General features: G+C 52.4%; 16 protein-coding genes and 2 pseudogenes. 10 read left to right on the forward strand and 8 right to left on the reverse strand.

The window, feature by feature from the left end; genetic code table 11:
- Positions 1-35: 35 nt before the first annotated feature.
- From AC2FFH_RS03640 to AC2FFH_RS03650, 3 genes are all read right to left on the reverse strand, one after another.
- Positions 36-470, reverse strand: coding sequence for a hypothetical protein (locus AC2FFH_RS03640; RefSeq protein WP_496843766.1), 435 nt, complete (start codon positions 468-470; stop codon positions 36-38).
- A gap of 61 nt (positions 471-531) precedes the next feature.
- Positions 532-1,473 (reverse strand): D-amino acid aminotransferase, encoded by a 942-nt coding sequence (locus AC2FFH_RS03645; protein WP_496768926.1) that lies wholly within the window; start codon positions 1,471-1,473, stop codon positions 532-534.
- Positions 1,474-1,545: 72 nt separating this feature from the next.
- Entirely contained in the window at positions 1,546-2,535 is a 990-nt protein-coding gene (locus AC2FFH_RS03650; protein WP_496768952.1) for a TAXI family TRAP transporter solute-binding subunit, read from the reverse strand.
- A 321-nt stretch (positions 2,536-2,856) separates the two neighbouring features.
- Between AC2FFH_RS03650 and AC2FFH_RS03655 the strand changes: the two genes are divergently transcribed.
- The 5 genes and pseudogenes from AC2FFH_RS03655 to AC2FFH_RS03675 all read left to right on the forward strand — a co-directional run bounded on the left by AC2FFH_RS03655 (position 2,857) and on the right by AC2FFH_RS03675 (position 6,352).
- Complete coding sequence (locus tag AC2FFH_RS03655) at positions 2,857-3,549, forward strand: GntR family transcriptional regulator (protein WP_496768928.1); 693 nt, start codon at positions 2,857-2,859, stop codon at positions 3,547-3,549.
- Between the two features lie 130 nt (positions 3,550-3,679).
- Positions 3,680-3,829 (forward strand): annotated as a pseudogene (locus AC2FFH_RS03660) (transposase); the annotation flags it as partial.
- Complete coding sequence (locus AC2FFH_RS03665; protein WP_496768955.1) at positions 3,799-3,978, forward strand: hypothetical protein; 180 nt, start codon at positions 3,799-3,801, stop codon at positions 3,976-3,978. The pseudogene AC2FFH_RS03660 and the gene AC2FFH_RS03665, both read left to right, overlap by 31 nt.
- Positions 3,979-4,470: 492 nt before the next feature.
- Positions 4,471-4,650, forward strand: coding sequence for a hypothetical protein (locus AC2FFH_RS03670; RefSeq protein WP_496768931.1), 180 nt, complete (start codon positions 4,471-4,473; stop codon positions 4,648-4,650).
- 820 nt (positions 4,651-5,470) lie between these two features.
- A pseudogene (locus AC2FFH_RS03675) lies at positions 5,471-6,352 on the forward strand (amidohydrolase family protein).
- Positions 6,353-7,163: 811 nt separating this feature from the next.
- On the opposite strand, the gene AC2FFH_RS03680 reads toward AC2FFH_RS03675, so the two are convergent.
- Together AC2FFH_RS03680 and AC2FFH_RS03685 are read right to left on the reverse strand one after the other, a co-directional pair.
- Positions 7,164-7,970, reverse strand: coding sequence for a hypothetical protein (locus tag AC2FFH_RS03680; RefSeq protein WP_496780495.1), 807 nt, complete (start codon positions 7,968-7,970; stop codon positions 7,164-7,166).
- Positions 7,971-8,235: 265 nt separating this feature from the next.
- Positions 8,236-9,435 (reverse strand): ROK family transcriptional regulator, encoded by a 1,200-nt coding sequence (locus AC2FFH_RS03685; RefSeq protein WP_496741360.1) that lies wholly within the window; start codon positions 9,433-9,435, stop codon positions 8,236-8,238.
- A 186-nt stretch (positions 9,436-9,621) separates the two neighbouring features.
- Between AC2FFH_RS03685 and AC2FFH_RS03690 the strand changes: the two genes are divergently transcribed.
- The 5 genes from AC2FFH_RS03690 to AC2FFH_RS03710 all read left to right on the forward strand — a co-directional run bounded on the left by AC2FFH_RS03690 (position 9,622) and on the right by AC2FFH_RS03710 (position 13,935).
- Positions 9,622-10,641: a sugar ABC transporter substrate-binding protein gene (locus tag AC2FFH_RS03690; RefSeq protein ID WP_496768945.1), complete on the forward strand. Its 1,020-nt coding sequence runs from the start codon at positions 9,622-9,624 to the stop codon at positions 10,639-10,641.
- 115 nt (positions 10,642-10,756) lie between these two features.
- Complete coding sequence (locus AC2FFH_RS03695) at positions 10,757-11,827, forward strand: ABC transporter permease (RefSeq protein ID WP_496768947.1); 1,071 nt, start codon at positions 10,757-10,759, stop codon at positions 11,825-11,827.
- Complete coding sequence (locus tag AC2FFH_RS03700; protein ID WP_496768948.1) at positions 11,827-12,609, forward strand: ATP-binding cassette domain-containing protein; 783 nt, start codon at positions 11,827-11,829, stop codon at positions 12,607-12,609. The genes AC2FFH_RS03695 and AC2FFH_RS03700 overlap by 1 nt, the downstream gene beginning before the upstream one ends.
- Before the next feature lie 122 nt (positions 12,610-12,731).
- On the forward strand, positions 12,732-13,241 hold the full coding sequence (locus AC2FFH_RS03705) for a nucleoside/nucleotide kinase family protein (RefSeq protein WP_496843767.1): 510 nt from the start codon (positions 12,732-12,734) through the stop codon (positions 13,239-13,241).
- A 133-nt stretch (positions 13,242-13,374) separates the two neighbouring features.
- Entirely contained in the window at positions 13,375-13,935 is a 561-nt protein-coding gene (locus AC2FFH_RS03710; protein WP_496780497.1) for a transaldolase family protein, read from the forward strand.
- Between the two features lie 87 nt (positions 13,936-14,022).
- Here the strand turns inward: AC2FFH_RS03710 and AC2FFH_RS03715 are convergent, their stop codons facing one another.
- The 3 genes from AC2FFH_RS03715 to AC2FFH_RS03725 are packed head-to-tail and all read right to left on the reverse strand — an operon-like array spanning position 14,023 to position 17,267.
- Positions 14,023-15,279, reverse strand: a complete 1,257-nt coding sequence (locus tag AC2FFH_RS03715) for a HupE/UreJ family protein (protein WP_496843768.1) — start codon at positions 15,277-15,279, stop codon at positions 14,023-14,025.
- Between the two features lie 4 nt (positions 15,280-15,283).
- Positions 15,284-17,029, reverse strand: coding sequence for a hypothetical protein (locus AC2FFH_RS03720; RefSeq protein WP_496843769.1), 1,746 nt, complete (start codon positions 17,027-17,029; stop codon positions 15,284-15,286).
- Complete coding sequence (locus tag AC2FFH_RS03725; RefSeq protein ID WP_496843770.1) at positions 17,004-17,267, reverse strand: porin; 264 nt, start codon at positions 17,265-17,267, stop codon at positions 17,004-17,006. Before AC2FFH_RS03725 ends, AC2FFH_RS03720 begins: the two co-directional genes overlap by 26 nt.
- Positions 17,268-17,582: the final 315 nt, after the last annotated feature.

The following is a 17,582-nucleotide window of genomic DNA, read 5'->3' on the forward strand; positions in this document are numbered from 1 at the left end:
TTTGGATGCATTAACCCTAACGAATCGACCTGTATTCAGAAATTGGGGGTTTCCCGTAGGCGAAGATAACTAATTGAATTTTCATTCATTTTTATGACAAAAAATGCCAAATAACCGAAAATGCACATTTTGGCACGCGTCTGAACCCAAGAATCATCCATCTGGGCGGCGAAAACTCTACTCCATGCGCCGCCTGCCAAGAAAAATTGGACAGACCTTCCTTGGAAAACAATCCTCGTCCGCAGGCCGATCAGGGTGACGCTGGATTGCGCCGAATTCAACAATGGGTTTTCGATGAACTGAAAAAACGGTGTGTTCTTCGGGTCCGGTGAGATTGCGAGCCGACAGAATGCTTCAAGCTTGAATTGCTCGCCATCAACGCTGCTGGCTTCGGCCCAGTTCAGACCAGGCCGTGCAAGGTTTGTCTTGCGATCCATATGGCTGCGGCGATTTTTGATTTTGAACGTCAAAGAGCCTCGTTCGGGCGCCTGCCAGTTGGTTCAGGCGCAAGCCGCGATCTTTACCATGAACTCAACTCGCAACCTTCAGGGTGCTTCGTTTCACGAGATCCTTGTAGAGCTCGCGTAGGCGACGTGTCATCGGGCCAGCACCTTCATGTTCTCCGATCGTTTTCCCGTCAATTGAAGCGACAGGTGTTTGCGCACCGAAAGTGCCCGTCAAAAAGGCCTCGTCGGCTCCATACGCTTCATAAAGCGAGTAATTCTTCTCGAACACCGGGATGTCGTTGGCCCTACACAGGTCTATGACCTTTTGGCGAGTGACCCCGTTCATGCAGTAGTCTCCAGTGGAGGTCCAAACCTCACCGCGGCGTACAATGAAGAAGTTGCAGGCATTTGTGGTGTTCACAAACCCAAGTGGATCCAGCATGAGGGCCTCATCCGCGCCAGCCTGTTCAGCCTGCAGACATGCGATAACGCAGTTCAGTTTCGAGTGACTGTTATACTTAGCATCCTGGCTCATCGGCAGGCCGCGCACCTGAGGCACAGTGGCCAGGCGAATGCCCTTGTTCATTAGGCTGTCTGCCGGTTTCGAATGTTCCATAATCGCAACCACCGTAGGTCCGGATCGAGATAACCCGGGGTGCTGAAACGGCTTGTCCTTTGGCCCGCGTGTCACCATGAACCGGCAATGCGCGTCCGTTGTCATACCGTTGGCCTTAGCGGTCTCATTCAGCGCTTGCAGGACCTCGTCCTTGGTCATGCCAACATCGATCGAAACGGCTTTGCAGCTATTGAAAAACCGGTCCATGTGTTCGTCGAAGAACGCCCACGTGCCATTATAGAGCCTCAGCCCTTCCCACATGCCATCGCCCAGCATGAAGCCAGAGTCATAGACGGACACCACCGCCTCGCCTCGCGGCACGATCTTTCCGTTTAGAAAGATCTTAATGTCTTGATTGCGCGCGTCTTCCTGCGCGTCGTGAGTGGAATGGCTCAGGCTTTGCTCGCTCATATTGTTTCTCGTAGGTGGGCGTTTTGTTGAAAGGGTGCAGAGGCGGCGGCAACCGCCACCTCGGTTGTTTGTTTAGTTAAGAAGCCCGACTTCGCGGAAATAGCGCTCGGCGCCGGGATGCATTGGTGCGGATAACCCATTTATCACCATTTCCTCTTTCTTGAGGTTGGCAAAAGCCGGGTGAAATGACTTGAAGGCATCAAAGTTGTCAAAAACCGCCTTGACCATCACATACACGGTTTCTTCCGGTACATTTGAGGAGGTCACGAAAGTGGACGGAAGACCAAAGGACGGAACATCTCCATCTACGCCTCGGTAAAGACCGCCTGGTATGGTTACGTTCCCATAGTAGGGCTTACTCTCAACCAGCGTCTGTACTGCATCGCCGTCAACAGGAATGATGTTGATATCGCATGTTGTGGCAGCTTCCAAAACGTTTGCCACCGGGTTACCCGCGACCATCAAAAACGCTTCAATGGTATTATCGCACAAGGCCGAAGATTGTTCTGCTGATTTCAGTTCGGTCACCAGTCCAAAGTGATCCATGTCCCAGCCCATAGCGTCCACGAGAACTTCAGCGGTGCCGCGTGTGCCGGAGCCAGGATTGCCCAAATTGATGGTCCGACCGCCGAGATCGTCCAGGGACTCAATGCCGGTGTCTTTGCGAGCGGCGATAATGACCGTATCAGGATGCAGCGAAAACAAGCTGCGGAGTTCGGAATCTGGCCCGTCTTCTTCGAACAGGCTGGTCCCGTTCAGGGCGTGGAACTGCCAGTCGGACTGGACAATTCCCATTTCCAACTCACCCTCGCGCATAGTGCGCAGGTTGTAAACTGAACCACCCGTGCTCTCGACCGAGCAGCGAATGCCATGTTCCTTGCGTTTCTGATTGACCAGCCGACAAATGCCGCCGCCAACGGCATAGTAAATGCCGGTGACACCGCCAGTACCGATTGTCAGAAACTCTTCCGCTTTAGCCGGGGCACCGGCCAGAAGCGCGGCCGCGCCAAACGCTGCAAGCCCGGTATGTATTCTCTTTTTGAGGATGCCGGTCGACAACATGTATAACTCCCTTTTCACCTGTTGCGTCACTCCGGTTCCAGACCGTGTGATCATCTCTTGCCGATGGGTTCGTCGTCGCAGCCAAGGTTCGGAGCTTTTCGAATCCCCACCTGATACGACGATACTACGTGTTTTTACAATTGTCGACAATTCGAGTAATTGTCGACAATCTTCCAAATGTTGGCTACCTTGAAATGAGGTCGCTGCAGTTGAACACCCTACCGAAAATGGAAGTTCAGCTGCGGTTAATTTTCTGGCTATCCTGGCTTCACGAAGTAATCTCGCTTTCCATTCACAGGGTGTTCTATCAACGGGATCGACATGACACGACAAACAGCATCCGCAGAGAAATCCGGCGATACACTGAAAGACAGAACGCTGGAGCGCCTGCAGAAGTTAATCTTGACCGGAGATCTGGAGCCCGGGGCAAAACTGCTTGAAACCCAGGTCGCCGCTCAGTTGGATGTCAGCCGCGCTACATTGCGCGAAGCGATGGTTCAATTGAGTGAGATTGGGCTTCTTGTTTACATTCCTTATCGCGGAACTTTCCTTCGTACGCTGGATCCGATTGATCTGGACGAAATCTATTCGTTCCGAACGGGACTCGAGAAGATGGCGTTTCAATTCTGTTGGGACAAACGTGACCTCATGAGCCTCGCCGACCTGCAAATGCGCAACGACAGGCTATGCGACTGCATCTCGGACAACGATCCCTACGGCGCGATCATGGCTGAAATGCACCTTCACTCATGGTGCTATGAACTTTCGGGGCATAACCTTCTACTGCAAAGCTGGGAGCGCCTAAAACCTAACCTCCAGTTCTACTTTGCTATGCACCAAAAAGCGCACGGGCGCGGCGGTCCACTCCGGGATTCCCACGACAAATACCTCCACCTTGCCCAAGGGAACAGCTTGGATGCCATGTTGGATCACCTTGAAGACCACATGCGGCAAGGGTTAAAAAACACGATGAAATTTCTGAATGAAAGAAACGCTCAAAAAAAACGCGTGTGAACGGAAGATGATAAACTCAAATTAGTTCTGGACCCATTGAATATGTTGCCACTAACTCGGCTGCGTGCGTAAAGCCCCATTGTTTCAGGGGTATATCATGAGCAATCTATTCTGAGTGACAGACGAACAGATGGAGCGTCTTCGGCCTTACCTTCTAAAGAGCCATGGCAAGCCGAGGGTTGATGATCGGCGTGTGTTGAGCGGCATTATTTTCATCAATCGCAATGGGTTGCGCTGGTCTGATGCCCCTTGCGAATATGGGCCGCCAAAGACGCTGTATATCCCGACGCCTCAGCACGGTCAAAGGCCTACGACCTGTTCATTTACCTGATTGACACGGGGGTTCGCCTTCGAGAGGCGACACTGGTCGATTGGGGGGCCATCGACATGCGGGAGCGCTATATCGCCAACTACAACTTCAAAACTTAATCCATGACCTCTCAAGTGTATCCAACGTCACCGTTTCCGGTGCGGAACTGTCCTCGCGCGGTGACAGAAACTGGGCTGAAATCGGTTATGGCAGAGCTCTGGATTGGACCAACGGAAGCGCCCTTTTTGGAGAAGTGTCTTACCGCCAGTCCATCGAGACAAGCGGCAACTGCGGCATCGGTGCAACCGCTGGTCTGCGCGTCCTATGGTGAGGTAAGGAATAAAGCTTCTTATTGGCTGCGCTACGCGATGCAGGCTGGTTTACTTCAGAACCGCCGTGCCGTCACTCACATCTCGTTCAAGTAGTTGGTCGACGAAAATTATCTCTTACAGAAGGATCTATCAGATAAAAAAACCTATCCTGGCGGCGCTGGTTGCAGTCGCCACAGCGGCCTATTCCCCTGCGGTAGCGGAGGACTTCGCATTCCTCCTCTACAATGAAAGCAGCTCTGATCTTGTCGAATTCAATGTCTCTCCAGCGTCATCCGGCGATTGGGAGAAAATCTCCTGGCTGGTGTTTACCTCGCACCAGGATACGAAATTGATGTTGATATTGCTGATCGGTTGACGACCTGCATCTATGACATTCGCGGAACTTTTGCCGACGGTTGGGAAGCCAAGGATTTTCGGCTGAACCTGTGCGATCTGGGAGAATACAAATTCACCGACTGATTGAACATCACAACAGGGACATTGGCTCGACCAGGAGAGCTCCGGCATGCCAGAGCTTTCCGTCCTCAGATGATCGGTGTTGCCTGCAATCAGTCTGAAGAGTGGAAACAAGTTACCTTGTCGAGGTTCTGCGCTGGGTGCGGTTTATTCTGAATTAGACATCAGCATCCATTTCGACATTCCACAAGCGTTGCACAGGTCAGAAAATTGCCGACCTACGATTTTTAGATGAAAGAACTGCCAATGCGCCTCACCGCAGGAAATTTTCTATTCATAAACGTTCTTTTCACGTGCGCGTTTTTAGTCTTCTGCTTTGTCGCCCGCGGAAGCGCGGTTCCCACAATCGAGTCGACAGGGACTGAAGTTGCAAGCTGGTTCTCTGAAAATGGCATGCGGGCGCGAACTTATGTCTGGGCTTCGACCTTTGTGTCTTCGGGCCTGATGACTTTCGCCACTCAGGTTTCGGCATTGCTTCCCTCGCCTCATCGCTATGTGGTTAATTGCACGTGTCTTTGGATTTGCGCTAACCGCGCAGGTGCAGGCGTGGATTTGGTGAGCACAGAATTGTTCCCCAATGCCTGGCCTGGCTCAGCCTTGTGTCTGGCACCGAACAGGCCATCGAGACAGTTACGGTCTTCGGACATTCGGGATTCATTGCACTTGGCGCCTCGATGAACCTTTACCTCGGCGGTTTGCTTGGATTCGTCAGGGTGAGAGGGGTCGTTCGTTGGTTGATGTAAAAGCTTCGAAAAGCGTAAAGTCGTCATTGGTCGTACGGGACTGTGGTAGGCTCCAGCACACTGTGCACGGAGATATGAAAATGCAGCAGGTCGATACGCATCTTCACCTTTGGGACACAGCTCGCTTTGACTATCGTTGGTATCAAAGCGGGTCATTTTCCAATCTGCCTGAAACCTATCTTTTGGATGATGCGATCTCTGAATCTTCAAATGTGGGCACTTCGTTCGTAGTTGTGCAGGCAGAAGTCAACCATGCGCTTGACCCCGTTGAAGAGACGGCGTGGCTTCAGAAAACGGTTGATGAGCATCCGAATGGCAACCAGATCGCCGGGTTCGTCGCCTATGCGGATCTTTCCGATCCACATTTGGAAAGCAAACTGGAGCGACATGCGCGCCATCCTGTTTTCGCTGGTATCCGCCAAGATATTTGGTGGGAAAAGCCTTTACCTCGGCCGGATATTCTCGAAGAAGACATGCTGAAGAAATCCGCCTGGTGTCGCGGCTTTGCAAAGCTGGCCAATGTTAATGTTTCGTTCGATCTGACATGCTGGCATACTCACCTCAGCCAGTTTGCGGTGTTCCTTTCGGACCATCCGGATGTGACTGTTATCATCGATCAACTGGGGTCACCAGATTTGGGTGATAACCATGCACTGCAAGTATGGATGGAAGGTATCAACGCGCTAGCCGCGCTTCCGAACACGTTCATGAAGATTTCGGGTTGATCGCGAGCAGACCCACATTGGAGCGTTGATACTATCAGGCCTTTGGTTGAGCACGTGCTACATGTGTTTGGCTCGAAACGGTGCATGCTAGGCAGTAATTTTCCGGTCGAGGAGCTTACATCGTCCTATGAAAGGGTTTGGACCGCATTTAACGAATTGTTTGCCGAGTTGACCCAGGAAGAGCAAAAAAGCCTGTACTACGCGGCAGCACAGACCGCATATCGGTTTTCAGCGTAATCGCTTTTGGGTCGTTTTAGTGGCGTGTCCAAATGAAAGGCCTTTGAGTCACAAAATGACAAGATTGGTGCGTCGGAGAAAATTCAACCTGTTTAAAATCAATAAATTAACCAGGAAGAAATGAAAAAACTATGTGCCACCCGACATAAATGCTGAAAGTCACACGAGACCGACCCAACCGTCATAGTTGGACCAGAAAAGCAGTGAACATTCGACATCAGAAGGCGCCCCTAACGTTGGGCATCAGGTGAATTTGACCTTTGTGCCATAGACTAACCCGCTCCCCATTTCATACTCACGCAAACAGATTCGCTTGATCTGACTTCCCTTTCGGAAAATCAGGGCTGATTTGTAGGCCAGACAGCGAAGCTGCCTGTGCCGGCTATTCTGCCACGTGGCGAACGCTGGACGGGGTGAGGCATTGCTATTCGACAGGGGTGGTGCGGTCCGCAGGCGCAGCCAAGGACACGGCCCTGTCTAATAGGGTTCCCTGAGGGGGAGGGCAGCGTCCTCACGCTGACGGCCAAGGGCGTTTGGCTTGTCCAAATTCCGTTGGCCCACGAAAGGAATGTAGTGGGAACGACGGCTTGCCGCTTTTTGCGATTATACCATTCTGTCAAACAGCAAAAAGTAACAGTCGACCATAAACAGCAGACCTTAGCTGCGGTCGCAATGTCAGGCTCGACTAAGTGCGGCTTTGCGCAGATATGCACGGTGCGGCATCGGTCATTCTGGGCTCAGGGCAGACAATCAAAAGTCAACAAAAAGGAGTGCCAAATGTCCGCTCTGCGGACAAAGCCGACTTTGCCTTTTACCCGGCTCGGAGTTTAGTTGCCACAAACTTTAGGACTTCGGCACCCTCTGCAATAAGTTTGTTTTCGCAGACAGCCTCGTGAGCATTTGTGCAGATGAAAGACCAAACGGCATAAATCCCATCTGCTATCAAAATGGCTGCGTAGCATTTATTTTGACCGTCAGCGCAAGCCACATTTGCCTTGTTTTGAATGGGGTACATCTCATCAATTAGAGCCGCCACCTCTGCATTCGGCAGCCCTGCAAAATGATGGTGTTCAAATACTTTCAGACCCAATTCGGTGGACAAATACAAATCAGCAGGGAGGTTCTTCAGCTCCATTCGAAGCTGATTGTTGCATGCCTTCCGGCTCCACTCCGACGACAACTTTGGGCAAATTTCTTGTGATATGCCGTACTCGCCGTAGGTTCCGTAGACACCAAAATTTAGTCTAATATTAGATACTTCCGCGGGCTGTGTTGGCTCAGCTGCAAATTCGCGCATCGCAGTTTTATAGTTTTGGGTCGCAAACCACCGAGACTCACCGAATGGCCCGCTATTTCTAAACTTCGGAAGAGGATCAGTGTTGTTTGGCGGCTCGGTAAGTCTTTGCACCGATACCACTGGCACAGAAATCACGAAATCGCCCAATCGAAAATACGCGTCGGTCGCCAAGAACTCTGGGTCTGGTCGGTTCAAGTCGTTTTCGCGTGGGTAAAATGCCCAAATTAGGACAGCAAAAAAAGAGCGGTGGCAAGAAGTGTAAGTCTCTGCAAAATAGGTTGTCCAATCGACCGTGAATGCGAGTTGGTTAATAAACATCATCACTATCAGGCTGCTCACACACTACCATTGCCAAAACGCAAAATAACAGACGCGAACACTATGGGCTCATTACGGACCTCGGTGCCTTTTCAGCGCAGGCTCCTGCCCCGCCGCCAGCTGATCACGCAGACGGCCCAATCCGGTCCTCCGCTGCTTTTTCTATACTGCGCTGCAACCGCGCCAAAGCGGCCCTTCAAAGGCCGCCTCCTTGAGCAGGATCCGCGATTCTTTCTTGATCAGGAAGTTTGACGACGACGAGCTTCCTCTACATTCCAGAAAGCCCAGCATTGGTATTCAATAGAAACTGGCGGAAAATTGGGCTGCTAGCCGCCCCAATGCCGCGAGCGTTTTCCCCAACCGCAGCGGCCTCAACGACCGGAGGAATCAAGCCGCGTTTGTCTTGATTGACTAAGTAACGGCGAACCCTAGACACCAGTTCTTCCCGAACCTCAGGCGGGAACGCGCCATCGATAAGAATGGCCTCGAAGTCGATGACAGCACAGATTGAAAGAGCGGCCTTAGCTAATTCTTGCGCCGTGGTGCCAATCCACGGCTCGACATAGCGGGAAATGCTGCTCCAGTCCTGCGGCTTCTCCCATAGAATCCCCGGGTCGACACCCGCTTCGATCAATCGGTCCTCGAGCAAAAACAGCGACGCCGTGTCGATCAGTTGTTGGCTTTCACCCAAAGGACCGGTCGTGCGCATGGCGCCCAATGCACCGGCATTGCCTTGGTTGCCTTCGAACACGGTGCCGTTCAATGCAACACCGCCGCCGATCATTGAGCCAATAAAAAAGTAGAAGTAGTCACGGTATTCTGCCCCACGTCCATAGAGATGCTCTGCGTGACAGGCGGCTGTCGCGTCGTTGACCACAAAAACCGGCAAATCGCTGAACTTGGCGACCTCGGAAAAGAAATTCACGTTTCTCCAAGACCTAAATTTTTTTGCAGCAAGCCCAGACAGATCGTGCCATTTCCAAAGTTCAAATGGAGTCCCGATCCCGATCCCACAAACACGATCACGAAGCCTCTGAGGCTCGTGGGACAGAAGCGTTTCCAAACCAGACTCCAAAAAACCGAAAATGACCTCTGGTAGCGGATAGTCATAAGTCGTGGAAAGTTGGCGGCGCGGCGTGCCAGTAAAGTCGATCAAGAGCAGATCGGCGCTACGCCGCCCGATCTTCATCCCAACCGACAAGATGCCTTCCGGGTTTAATTCCATAGGGGTTGAGGGCTTTCCAACCTTCCCGCGAAGTGGAGTACCACGCTTGAGAATCGCGTCCTTTTCTAGCTTGCGCAGAATGATTGATACAGTCTGAGGAGACAGGCCCGTTAATCGCGCGACGTCGGCGCCTGCGGCGGGCCCATGCCGTTGTAAAACTGTCAAAATCAGACGCTCGTTGTGATCGCGAACCCCGCTTTGACTTACCCCACCGGTCAGTGTGTTGAGCGCTTCTCTCTCCATAAGCCTGAACATAAACACCTTGTTTTCTTATGAAAAGGTACTTCGGTAAATTAATAAATAAACTTTATTTATTTATTGACAGAAGGACTAGAATCACAGTTTCTTGAAATAGACCTTCATTGGAGGATGAGGGCGAGTCTCGTTGGCCTGCCATGCGGGGCATCAACAATTTTCTGGGAGGACTACATGAAAAATCTATTCAAGATTGCCGCATCTGCTACCGCGCTTACGGTGGCTGCTGCATCTGCTCACGCAGCCGGAGAAACCGTTTGTCTGATCACGAAGACAGATACCAATCCATTCTTTGTAAAGATGAAGGAAGGCGCAACGGCCAAGGCCGAAGAGCTTGGCATGACCTTGAAGGCCTTTGCCGGTAAAATCGACGGCGACCATGAAACTCAAGTTCAGGCCATTGAAACTTGTATTCTCGACGGCGCAAAGGGAATTCTCCTGACGGCCTCGGACACAAGCTCGATTGTCCCCGCTGTTCAGCAGGCGCGTGACGCTGGCCTGTTGGTTATCGCTCTGGACACGCCGCTAAGCCCGATTGATTCCGCTGACGCAACCTTTGCGACTGACAACTACAAAGCTGGCCTGTTGATCGGACAATGGGCGAAGGCAAAGATGGGCGACGCAGTGGCTGACGCCAAAATTGCGACGCTTGATCTGAACGTCAGTCAGCCAACCGTGGACGTTCTTCGCAATCAGGGCTTCCTCGACGGCTTCGGTGTGGACCTGGCAGACCCCAATGTCATCGGCGATGAATCTGATGCTCGATTGGTCGGCAGTGACGTGACCGACGGCAACGAAGAAGGTGGGCGCCGTGCCATGGAAAACCTTCTGGCCAAGGACTCGACGATCAACGTGGTTCACACGATCAACGAGCCGGCGGCGGCAGGTGCCTATGAGGCATTGAAATCTATTGGACGTGAAAACGATGTGCTGATCGTTTCGGTCGACGGTGGCTGCCCCGGTGTACAAAATGTGCAGGCCGGAGTTATTGGTGCCACAAGCCAGCAGTATCCGCTTTTGATGGCTTCGCTTGGCGTCGAGGCTATCAAAAAATGGGCTGAAGAAGGCGTAAAGCCTGAAAACACGCCCGGAAAAGACTTCTACGATACCGGAGTCGCGCTCATCACGGACCAACCTGTTGATGGCGTGGATTCGATCTCGGTCGCCGAAGGCTTAGAACTCTGCTGGGGCTAAAAAGACCTAATGAATGAGGCGCATGAGAGCGCCTCATCACTCCTTTCACCAGCAAACCGAAACTTCCTGTACACTGATCTCGTGGGCGTTACGCCGCCCGCGAAAAGGGGGAGATATGTCCGAAGCAAACCAAAGCGCCCAGGAATTTGAATCCGCTGCTAGCAGAACAGAAACTGTTGCGGCTTTTGAGGACCATCGGCGTGGCGTTCTGGGGAGGTTGCAGCATCTTCTTCACGTCAATCCATCCTTTGTACCTCTTATTGTCTTAGTCAGTGCAATGTTGATTTTTGGCCTGCTTCTGGGCTCAAAGTTCTTCTCTCCGTTCGCAATGACTTTGATCCTTCAACAGGTCCAGATTGTGGGCATCGTGGCTGCCGCGCAAAGCCTTGTTATTCTGACGGCCGGAATTGATCTGAGCGTCGGTGCGATCATGGTTTTTTCTTCCGTCATCATGGGGCAGTTTACGTTTCGGTACGGTATTCCAGTGCCAATTGCCGTTATGTGCGGGCTTGCAGTCGGAACTTTGATCGGAGCCCTTAACGGGTGGCTTGTCAGCCGAGTTAAGCTCCCGCCATTTATCGTCACGCTTGGAATGTGGCAAATCGTTCTGGCTACAAACTTCCTGTATTCTGCGAACGAAACCATTCGCAGTCAGGATATTGAGGCAAACGCGCCGTTCCTTCAGTTTTTTGGAACCAAGTTCAGCATTGGTGGAGCGACCTTTACAGTTGGCGTCGTTTTCATGCTCGTCCTGATTTTTGTGTTGGCATATGCACTCAAACACACGGCCTGGGGGCGGCATGTCTATGCGGTCGGAGACGATCCAGAGGCTGCCGAGCTCTCCGGTGTCAACGTCCACAGAACTCTGATGTCCGTCTACATGCTGTCCGGATTGATCTGCGCCTTTGCGGGCTGGGCTTTGATTGGGCGCATCGGGTCGGTCTCGCCGACCTCCGGCCAATTGGCCAACATTGAAAGTATCACCGCGGTTGTGATCGGGGGCATCTCATTGTTCGGCGGGCGAGGATCCATTCTGGGATCGTTGTTCGGAGCTCTGATCGTTGGCGTGTTTACTCTGGGGCTGAGGCTTCTGGGCGCAGATGCACAGTGGACCTTCCTGTTGATCGGTCTTCTCATCATCGCAGCGGTCGCAGTCGACCAGTGGATCAGAAAGGTATCGGGCTAATGTCAGACACAACTCCAGTCGTCCAAGGGCGCGGGATCGTGAAGCGTTATGGCCACGTCACCGCCATCGACCATTCCGACTTTGAACTGCGACAAGGAGAAATCCTTGCAGTTATCGGGGACAACGGTGCGGGTAAATCTTCCATCGTCAAGGCGATTTGCGGGGCCACCATCCCGGATGAGGGCGAGATTCTGATCGAAGGGAAGAAGGTAAACTTTAGCTCTCCAATCGACGCCCGCAATATGGGTATCGAAATCGTCTATCAGCAGCTTGCCATGTCTCCTGCCCTTTCAATTGCGGACAACATGTTCATGGGGCGCGAGATCCGCAAAAAGGGTTTCATGGGCAAATACATGCGTCAGCTCGACCGGCAAGCTATGGAGAAGTTCGCCCGCGAAAAATTAACCGAGCTTGGCCTGATGACCGTGCAGTCGATCAACCAGGCGATAGAGACGTTGTCCGGCGGCCAGCGCCAAGGCGTTGCCGTTGCGCGCGCAGCCGCCTTTGCGACCAAGTTTATCATCATGGACGAGCCCACAGCAGCTTTGGGCGTGAAAGAGAGCCGCAAGGTGCTTGAACTCATCCAAGACGTACGCGCACGTGGCATTCCAATCATCCTGATCAGTCACAACATGCCACATGTCTTCGAAGTCGCGGATCGCATCCATGTGCATCGGCTGGGCAAAAGGCTCTGCACCATTGATCCCAAGGATTACACGATGTCCGACGCCGTGGCCTTTATGACCGGCGCCAAAGAACCACCAAAAGAAGACGCCGCGTGATCGAGCAGGACGCAAAGCGCGTGTGCGACCTGATCTCCTCCCGGAGGCAGGTTGGGGTTCGGACGATTGTCGCAATCGCCGGCCCCCCTGCATCCGGAAAGTCGAATCTGGCAGAAACCGTTGTGCAAACGCTGAACGCACAACAATGTTCTGCGGTTCCGTTAGCCTCGCTGGTACCCATGGACGGCTATCATCTGGACAATCGCGTACTTGAGTCGCGTGGTCTGCTAGCGAGAAAAGGCGCGCCAGAAACCTTCGACGGATTTGGGTTTTGCAATGCAATCAGAGGACTGCAGTCTACACAACAAGAGTCCTTTCACCCCAAATTCGACCGCCAAATGGATCTGGCCATTGCCAACGCGATTGCTGTTCACCCAGAAACTCCGACTATCGTCGTTGAGGGAAACTACCTTCTGATGAAAAGCGACCCGTGGAGAAAATTGTCGGATGTCTATGCCGCAACGGTTTTTATCAGTCCGACTTTGGAGGAGATTGAAAGGAGGCTGCAAAACCGCTGGATCAAGTATGGGTTTGACCCAAAAGCCGCCCTGCAACGCGCGACAAATATCGATCTGCCGAATGCTGAACTTGTCTTCAGAGAAAGCAAAAAAGCCGACCTGACATTGAACTAGAATTACACCGAATTCGGTATGCGTTACGCGTTTTGATCAGACACAACCGACGCAAAAGCGATCTGCTGGTACTAACGGTTACCGACGTTTTCCAGTGCAATTAACGTCGTCCTATACACGATGAGGGAAGCTTATGAAGTGCTTTGTGGACACCGCAGAAGTAAACGAAATTATAGACCTGATAGACTTCGGATTATTGGATGGAGTTATCACCAATCCAAGTCTAATCGCAAAGTCCGGCCGCGATTTCAAAGAAGTCATTGCGGAAATTTGCACTCTTACGGATACGCCTGTGTCGGCAGAAGTTACAGCTTTAGATGCCGCAGGAATGGTTGCGGAAGGAGAGCAACTCGCGTCCCTCGCAGACAACGTCGTTGTCAAACTGCCGCTGACCTTGGAGGGCCTCAGAGCCTGTGCTCATTTCAAAATGGAAGGTATCAGCACAAACCTCACGCTCTGTTTCTCACCCAATCAAGCACTCTTAGCTGCGAAAGCCGGCGCGACCTATGTGTCGCCTTTCATTGGCAGATTGGACGACATCAGTTTGGACGGGATCGATCTCATCCGCGATATCCGAAGCATATTCGACAATTATTGCCTTGAAACCGAAATCATTGCAGCATCCATCAGAAGCCCCAATCATATTACACAGGCGGCCCAAACCGGACATTCAATCCAAGACTTTGCAGATTGAGTGACACGCAAAGAACTGACCGCACATCGGCCAAAGCCGCGTGTCAGATTGCCAGCAGCTGCGTGCTTCATGTCAACAACCCAAGTGTCAGAGAAAGAACTCTGCCCGTTCTACTACCCAAACCATTGCGACCAGACTTGCGCAAGCGGCAACAGCGGCGCGAGAGCCGACCCAGATACGACCTGGTTGTTTGCGCAACAACAACACCAACGGCCAGACCAATAGAACGATCATGACTTGTCCAGTCTCTACTCCAACGTTGAAGGCCAACAGGCTGTGCCAAACGTTTGGTGCATCCACACGTAGAATTTGGTGCAACATGAACGAGAACCCAAACCCGTGCAGTAACCCAATGCCAGACGTGATGGCAAAGGCCTTGAGGTCGCCATGTCCTTTCTCTGGCGGCCAAACCGCCATTGCAGCGGCGTAGATTATTGAAAGTGCTATTGCCAATTCGACAGTTGGGATAAACCACGCCCCGCTCGGCGCGAAGCCAAAGAAACCCAAAATCAGCGTTACCGTATGGCCTAGGGTGAAGCCTGTGACACGGGCGAGAAGGCTGTGTAAATTCAAAGCACCGATGATCATGCAAAGCACAAAGAGAACATGATCGGGGCCTTCCAAAATATGCCGAATACCTTCAACAAAGAAGGTCGAAGCGGCTGCGGTCGCAGATCCGGAAACATCAACCGGGGTATGCATCAGGCCCCGCGCACGAAATGTCCGAACATCCTGCTCGTTATAATCGAGGATCAGGTTCGCCGTTTCTTCTTGTCCAGGAAGCCCCGGATCAGAAGTGTAGGATAAACTGTATGCTCCAATTTCTCCCGTCACAAAGCGCAGATGAACGTCAACCATCACCTCGCCAACATAAATCTCCGTTGTTGGAAAATCATCTCTTTGAGCAAGTGCCGCGCGTGCCTCATTAAGCGTAGCAAATCCGGGCTCTTGCCCCATTGGATGCAGTCTTATCGAGACGATTACTGATGTTTGTCGGTGACCATCGATAGATAGCACAAAGCCGTTTACAGCAATACGAGCCAAGCCGGTTGGGTCTTTGTGAAATGCGGCCTTATCCAAGTAGTGCATGAGCACGCCATCTTCGATTTGATTGTATGTGTAAGGTGCTGGTTCGGGCAAACCGTCCGGGCCTTCGGGACCGACGAGCTCCGCAACCAAATACGGCATCGGAAGGCGCAAATAGACATCTAAGCCATCTTCCGAATGGGCCACATGATGAATGCGGACATTCTGGTTTAGATTGAAATGCGCCTCTGCTCTGCCTGCGCACAAAAAGATCATGGCAAACAGGAACGTGGCAAAAAACAACCTAACCACTACCACAGAATTACCCTCCTGTTTTGGCGCTTATAATCGTCAGGTCATCAAGCATCCATTGGTCGCCATGCCGCGAAACATCTAGCAAGCCACGATAAGAAACCGCTTGCCTATGTAGATGCCCCCAATGACCTCCGCTTACACGGGCAGTCCAACTGGCGAGGGCCTGATGCTGATTTCTTTCTTCGCCGGGCGTGAAGCTCTCGACATTCAGGTCTGAAATCGCTTCGACGCGAGCCATGGCGCCAGAGGGCAAAGTAACCGACAAGCCACGACGCATTTCTGCTTGAACCTTGTCGCGATTGATTGCTTCGACATATGGCTCCATCGTCGCCACGGCATTGTCATCTCGCGTCTCAAGCATCGTGGTTCCGATGTTGGTCACCAGCCCTTCTAAGATTTGACGCGTTGCGATCTCATCCGGCTCGGGCGCTGTCGACAGGTTTTGCAACGAGTATGTGACAATCGCAGCGGCACCGAATGCCCCAGTCAGACCAAGCAAGATCAGGCGCTGACCGTTTGTACGCTGCAACGAAAAATAGGCGCATATCAAACACAAAACGCCTAAGCCTAACGCAATCGAAGGCACCTGAGTTACACCTGCGACATTGACAACGACCGGGCCCGTTCTTGGGTTTGTCCAAGTTTTCAGGTGATTGTTCCAGTTTACTACGGGGTCAGTTGCATAAATCTGGGAAGGGACTGCCCCAGCCGGATCGGAGAGGGTGATCGGGATCACATCCAGACCATCCGGGAAAAGCTCCCATGCTAGATCAACTCGGTTCGGCAAGGTCGCAACCGGATAGGAAAGGACAACACCCAGCAGCATCGTCTTTCGGATTGCCTCCGCTTCATCCGGAAGAACACGCAAACCTTCGGCCCCAACTTTGATACGTGAGACCTGCACCGTTTCCGGTTTCATCGGCATGCCGTCGACGGCGAGCGGGTTTCTGGTCTCAAAAAAGTCCGAGACGCCAGACTTGATCCTGACGACATCATCTGTGGTCAGCCGGTCAGTATCCCCAAAGTCCAAATCCGCCCAAGTCTCATAGTCTTTCAAACGCAAAATTATCTCGTGCCGGACGACGCGCGGTTCCATTGCCAGAAAAGACATCATCGGGGACTTGTGGTGTCGGGTGAAATTTGGATTCTCAAATTTGCTAAACCAAGGATCATCCCAATCTGGCAGCATCGTCTCAGCCTGAGAAAGGTAACGATAGTCTGTCACCGGAACACCCATGTGCTCGGCCACAACGCCAAGTGAAGCCAGGGGAATCCCGTCTGGGCTCAGCGGGGGAATAAACTTGATCCGTTCAGGCTTACCATTGAACGGAAACTCCATATCCACATAGACGACGTACTCGCTGCGTGGGCGTGGTCGGTACTGAGCGCTCGCTGCTGTCTGCCGCGAAGTCCGGGGTCGCACATCAATCGTATTCGTCGCGCTGGTCAGTTCCTCGCCGTCTGCCCAAACCTGAAGGTTTTGACCCGTACGCTCAGCCAGCGACATACCCGAACCATCATCTGGAATGACGAATATGGGATAGTCGCTCAAATCGACCTCAAGGATAACGCGAACATGATCTGGCTGCACCGAAAGCTCGACAAAGTTCGGCGCGGTTTCTCCGCCGTAGGGGGACACAAGATCTGCAATCGATTGGCTTGCGCCAAACGCAAGACTCGCAAGCGCTGAGCCCACCCAAACCCATGTCTTGCTGCGTCCGCCAATCTTAGAAATGAAACGCGACGGCAGCATAGATACCATTCTGGTCCACATCATAGGCAAACTCCCCGCCCGAGCGGTCAGTAGAATAGTCAATTCCGTAGAACTGATAACCAAATCGCAGGGACGTGTTCTCCCAGCCTTTCCAGTCGAAACCGGCCAGAAGCAGGTATTGCAGGTCATCGCCATTCACGCCGAAGCCACTTAGTTCGGCGCGGCTGGCGAAACTCCATTTATCATTGATTTCCATCGCATAGCGGAGCGCGATCATCGGCTCGAACCAATCCTCTGTTCCGCCCAGCGTTACACCGGGCCCAGGACCAACTATGTCGATTTCTTGTTTAAGCCGGTTCCACTGAACGCCAATTGTGGCATCTGCTGCGTAACGTCGACCCGAAGCATTGACTCCGTTCGCAAATCGGTAGGCTCCTTGAACGTTTACAAAAGTCTGCCGGACATCAACATCAACGTCTGCTCTTCCGCCCGGTAGGGTTCCGTCTTCGCCAAGCTGTCCGTCGTCAGGGATTTTGGGACAGATGGCGCTCTGATCTAAGAGAGGATGTGGCTCATCTGGTTGGTTTGATTA

This window comes from Ruegeria sp. YTSC003 (assembly GCF_059609785.1).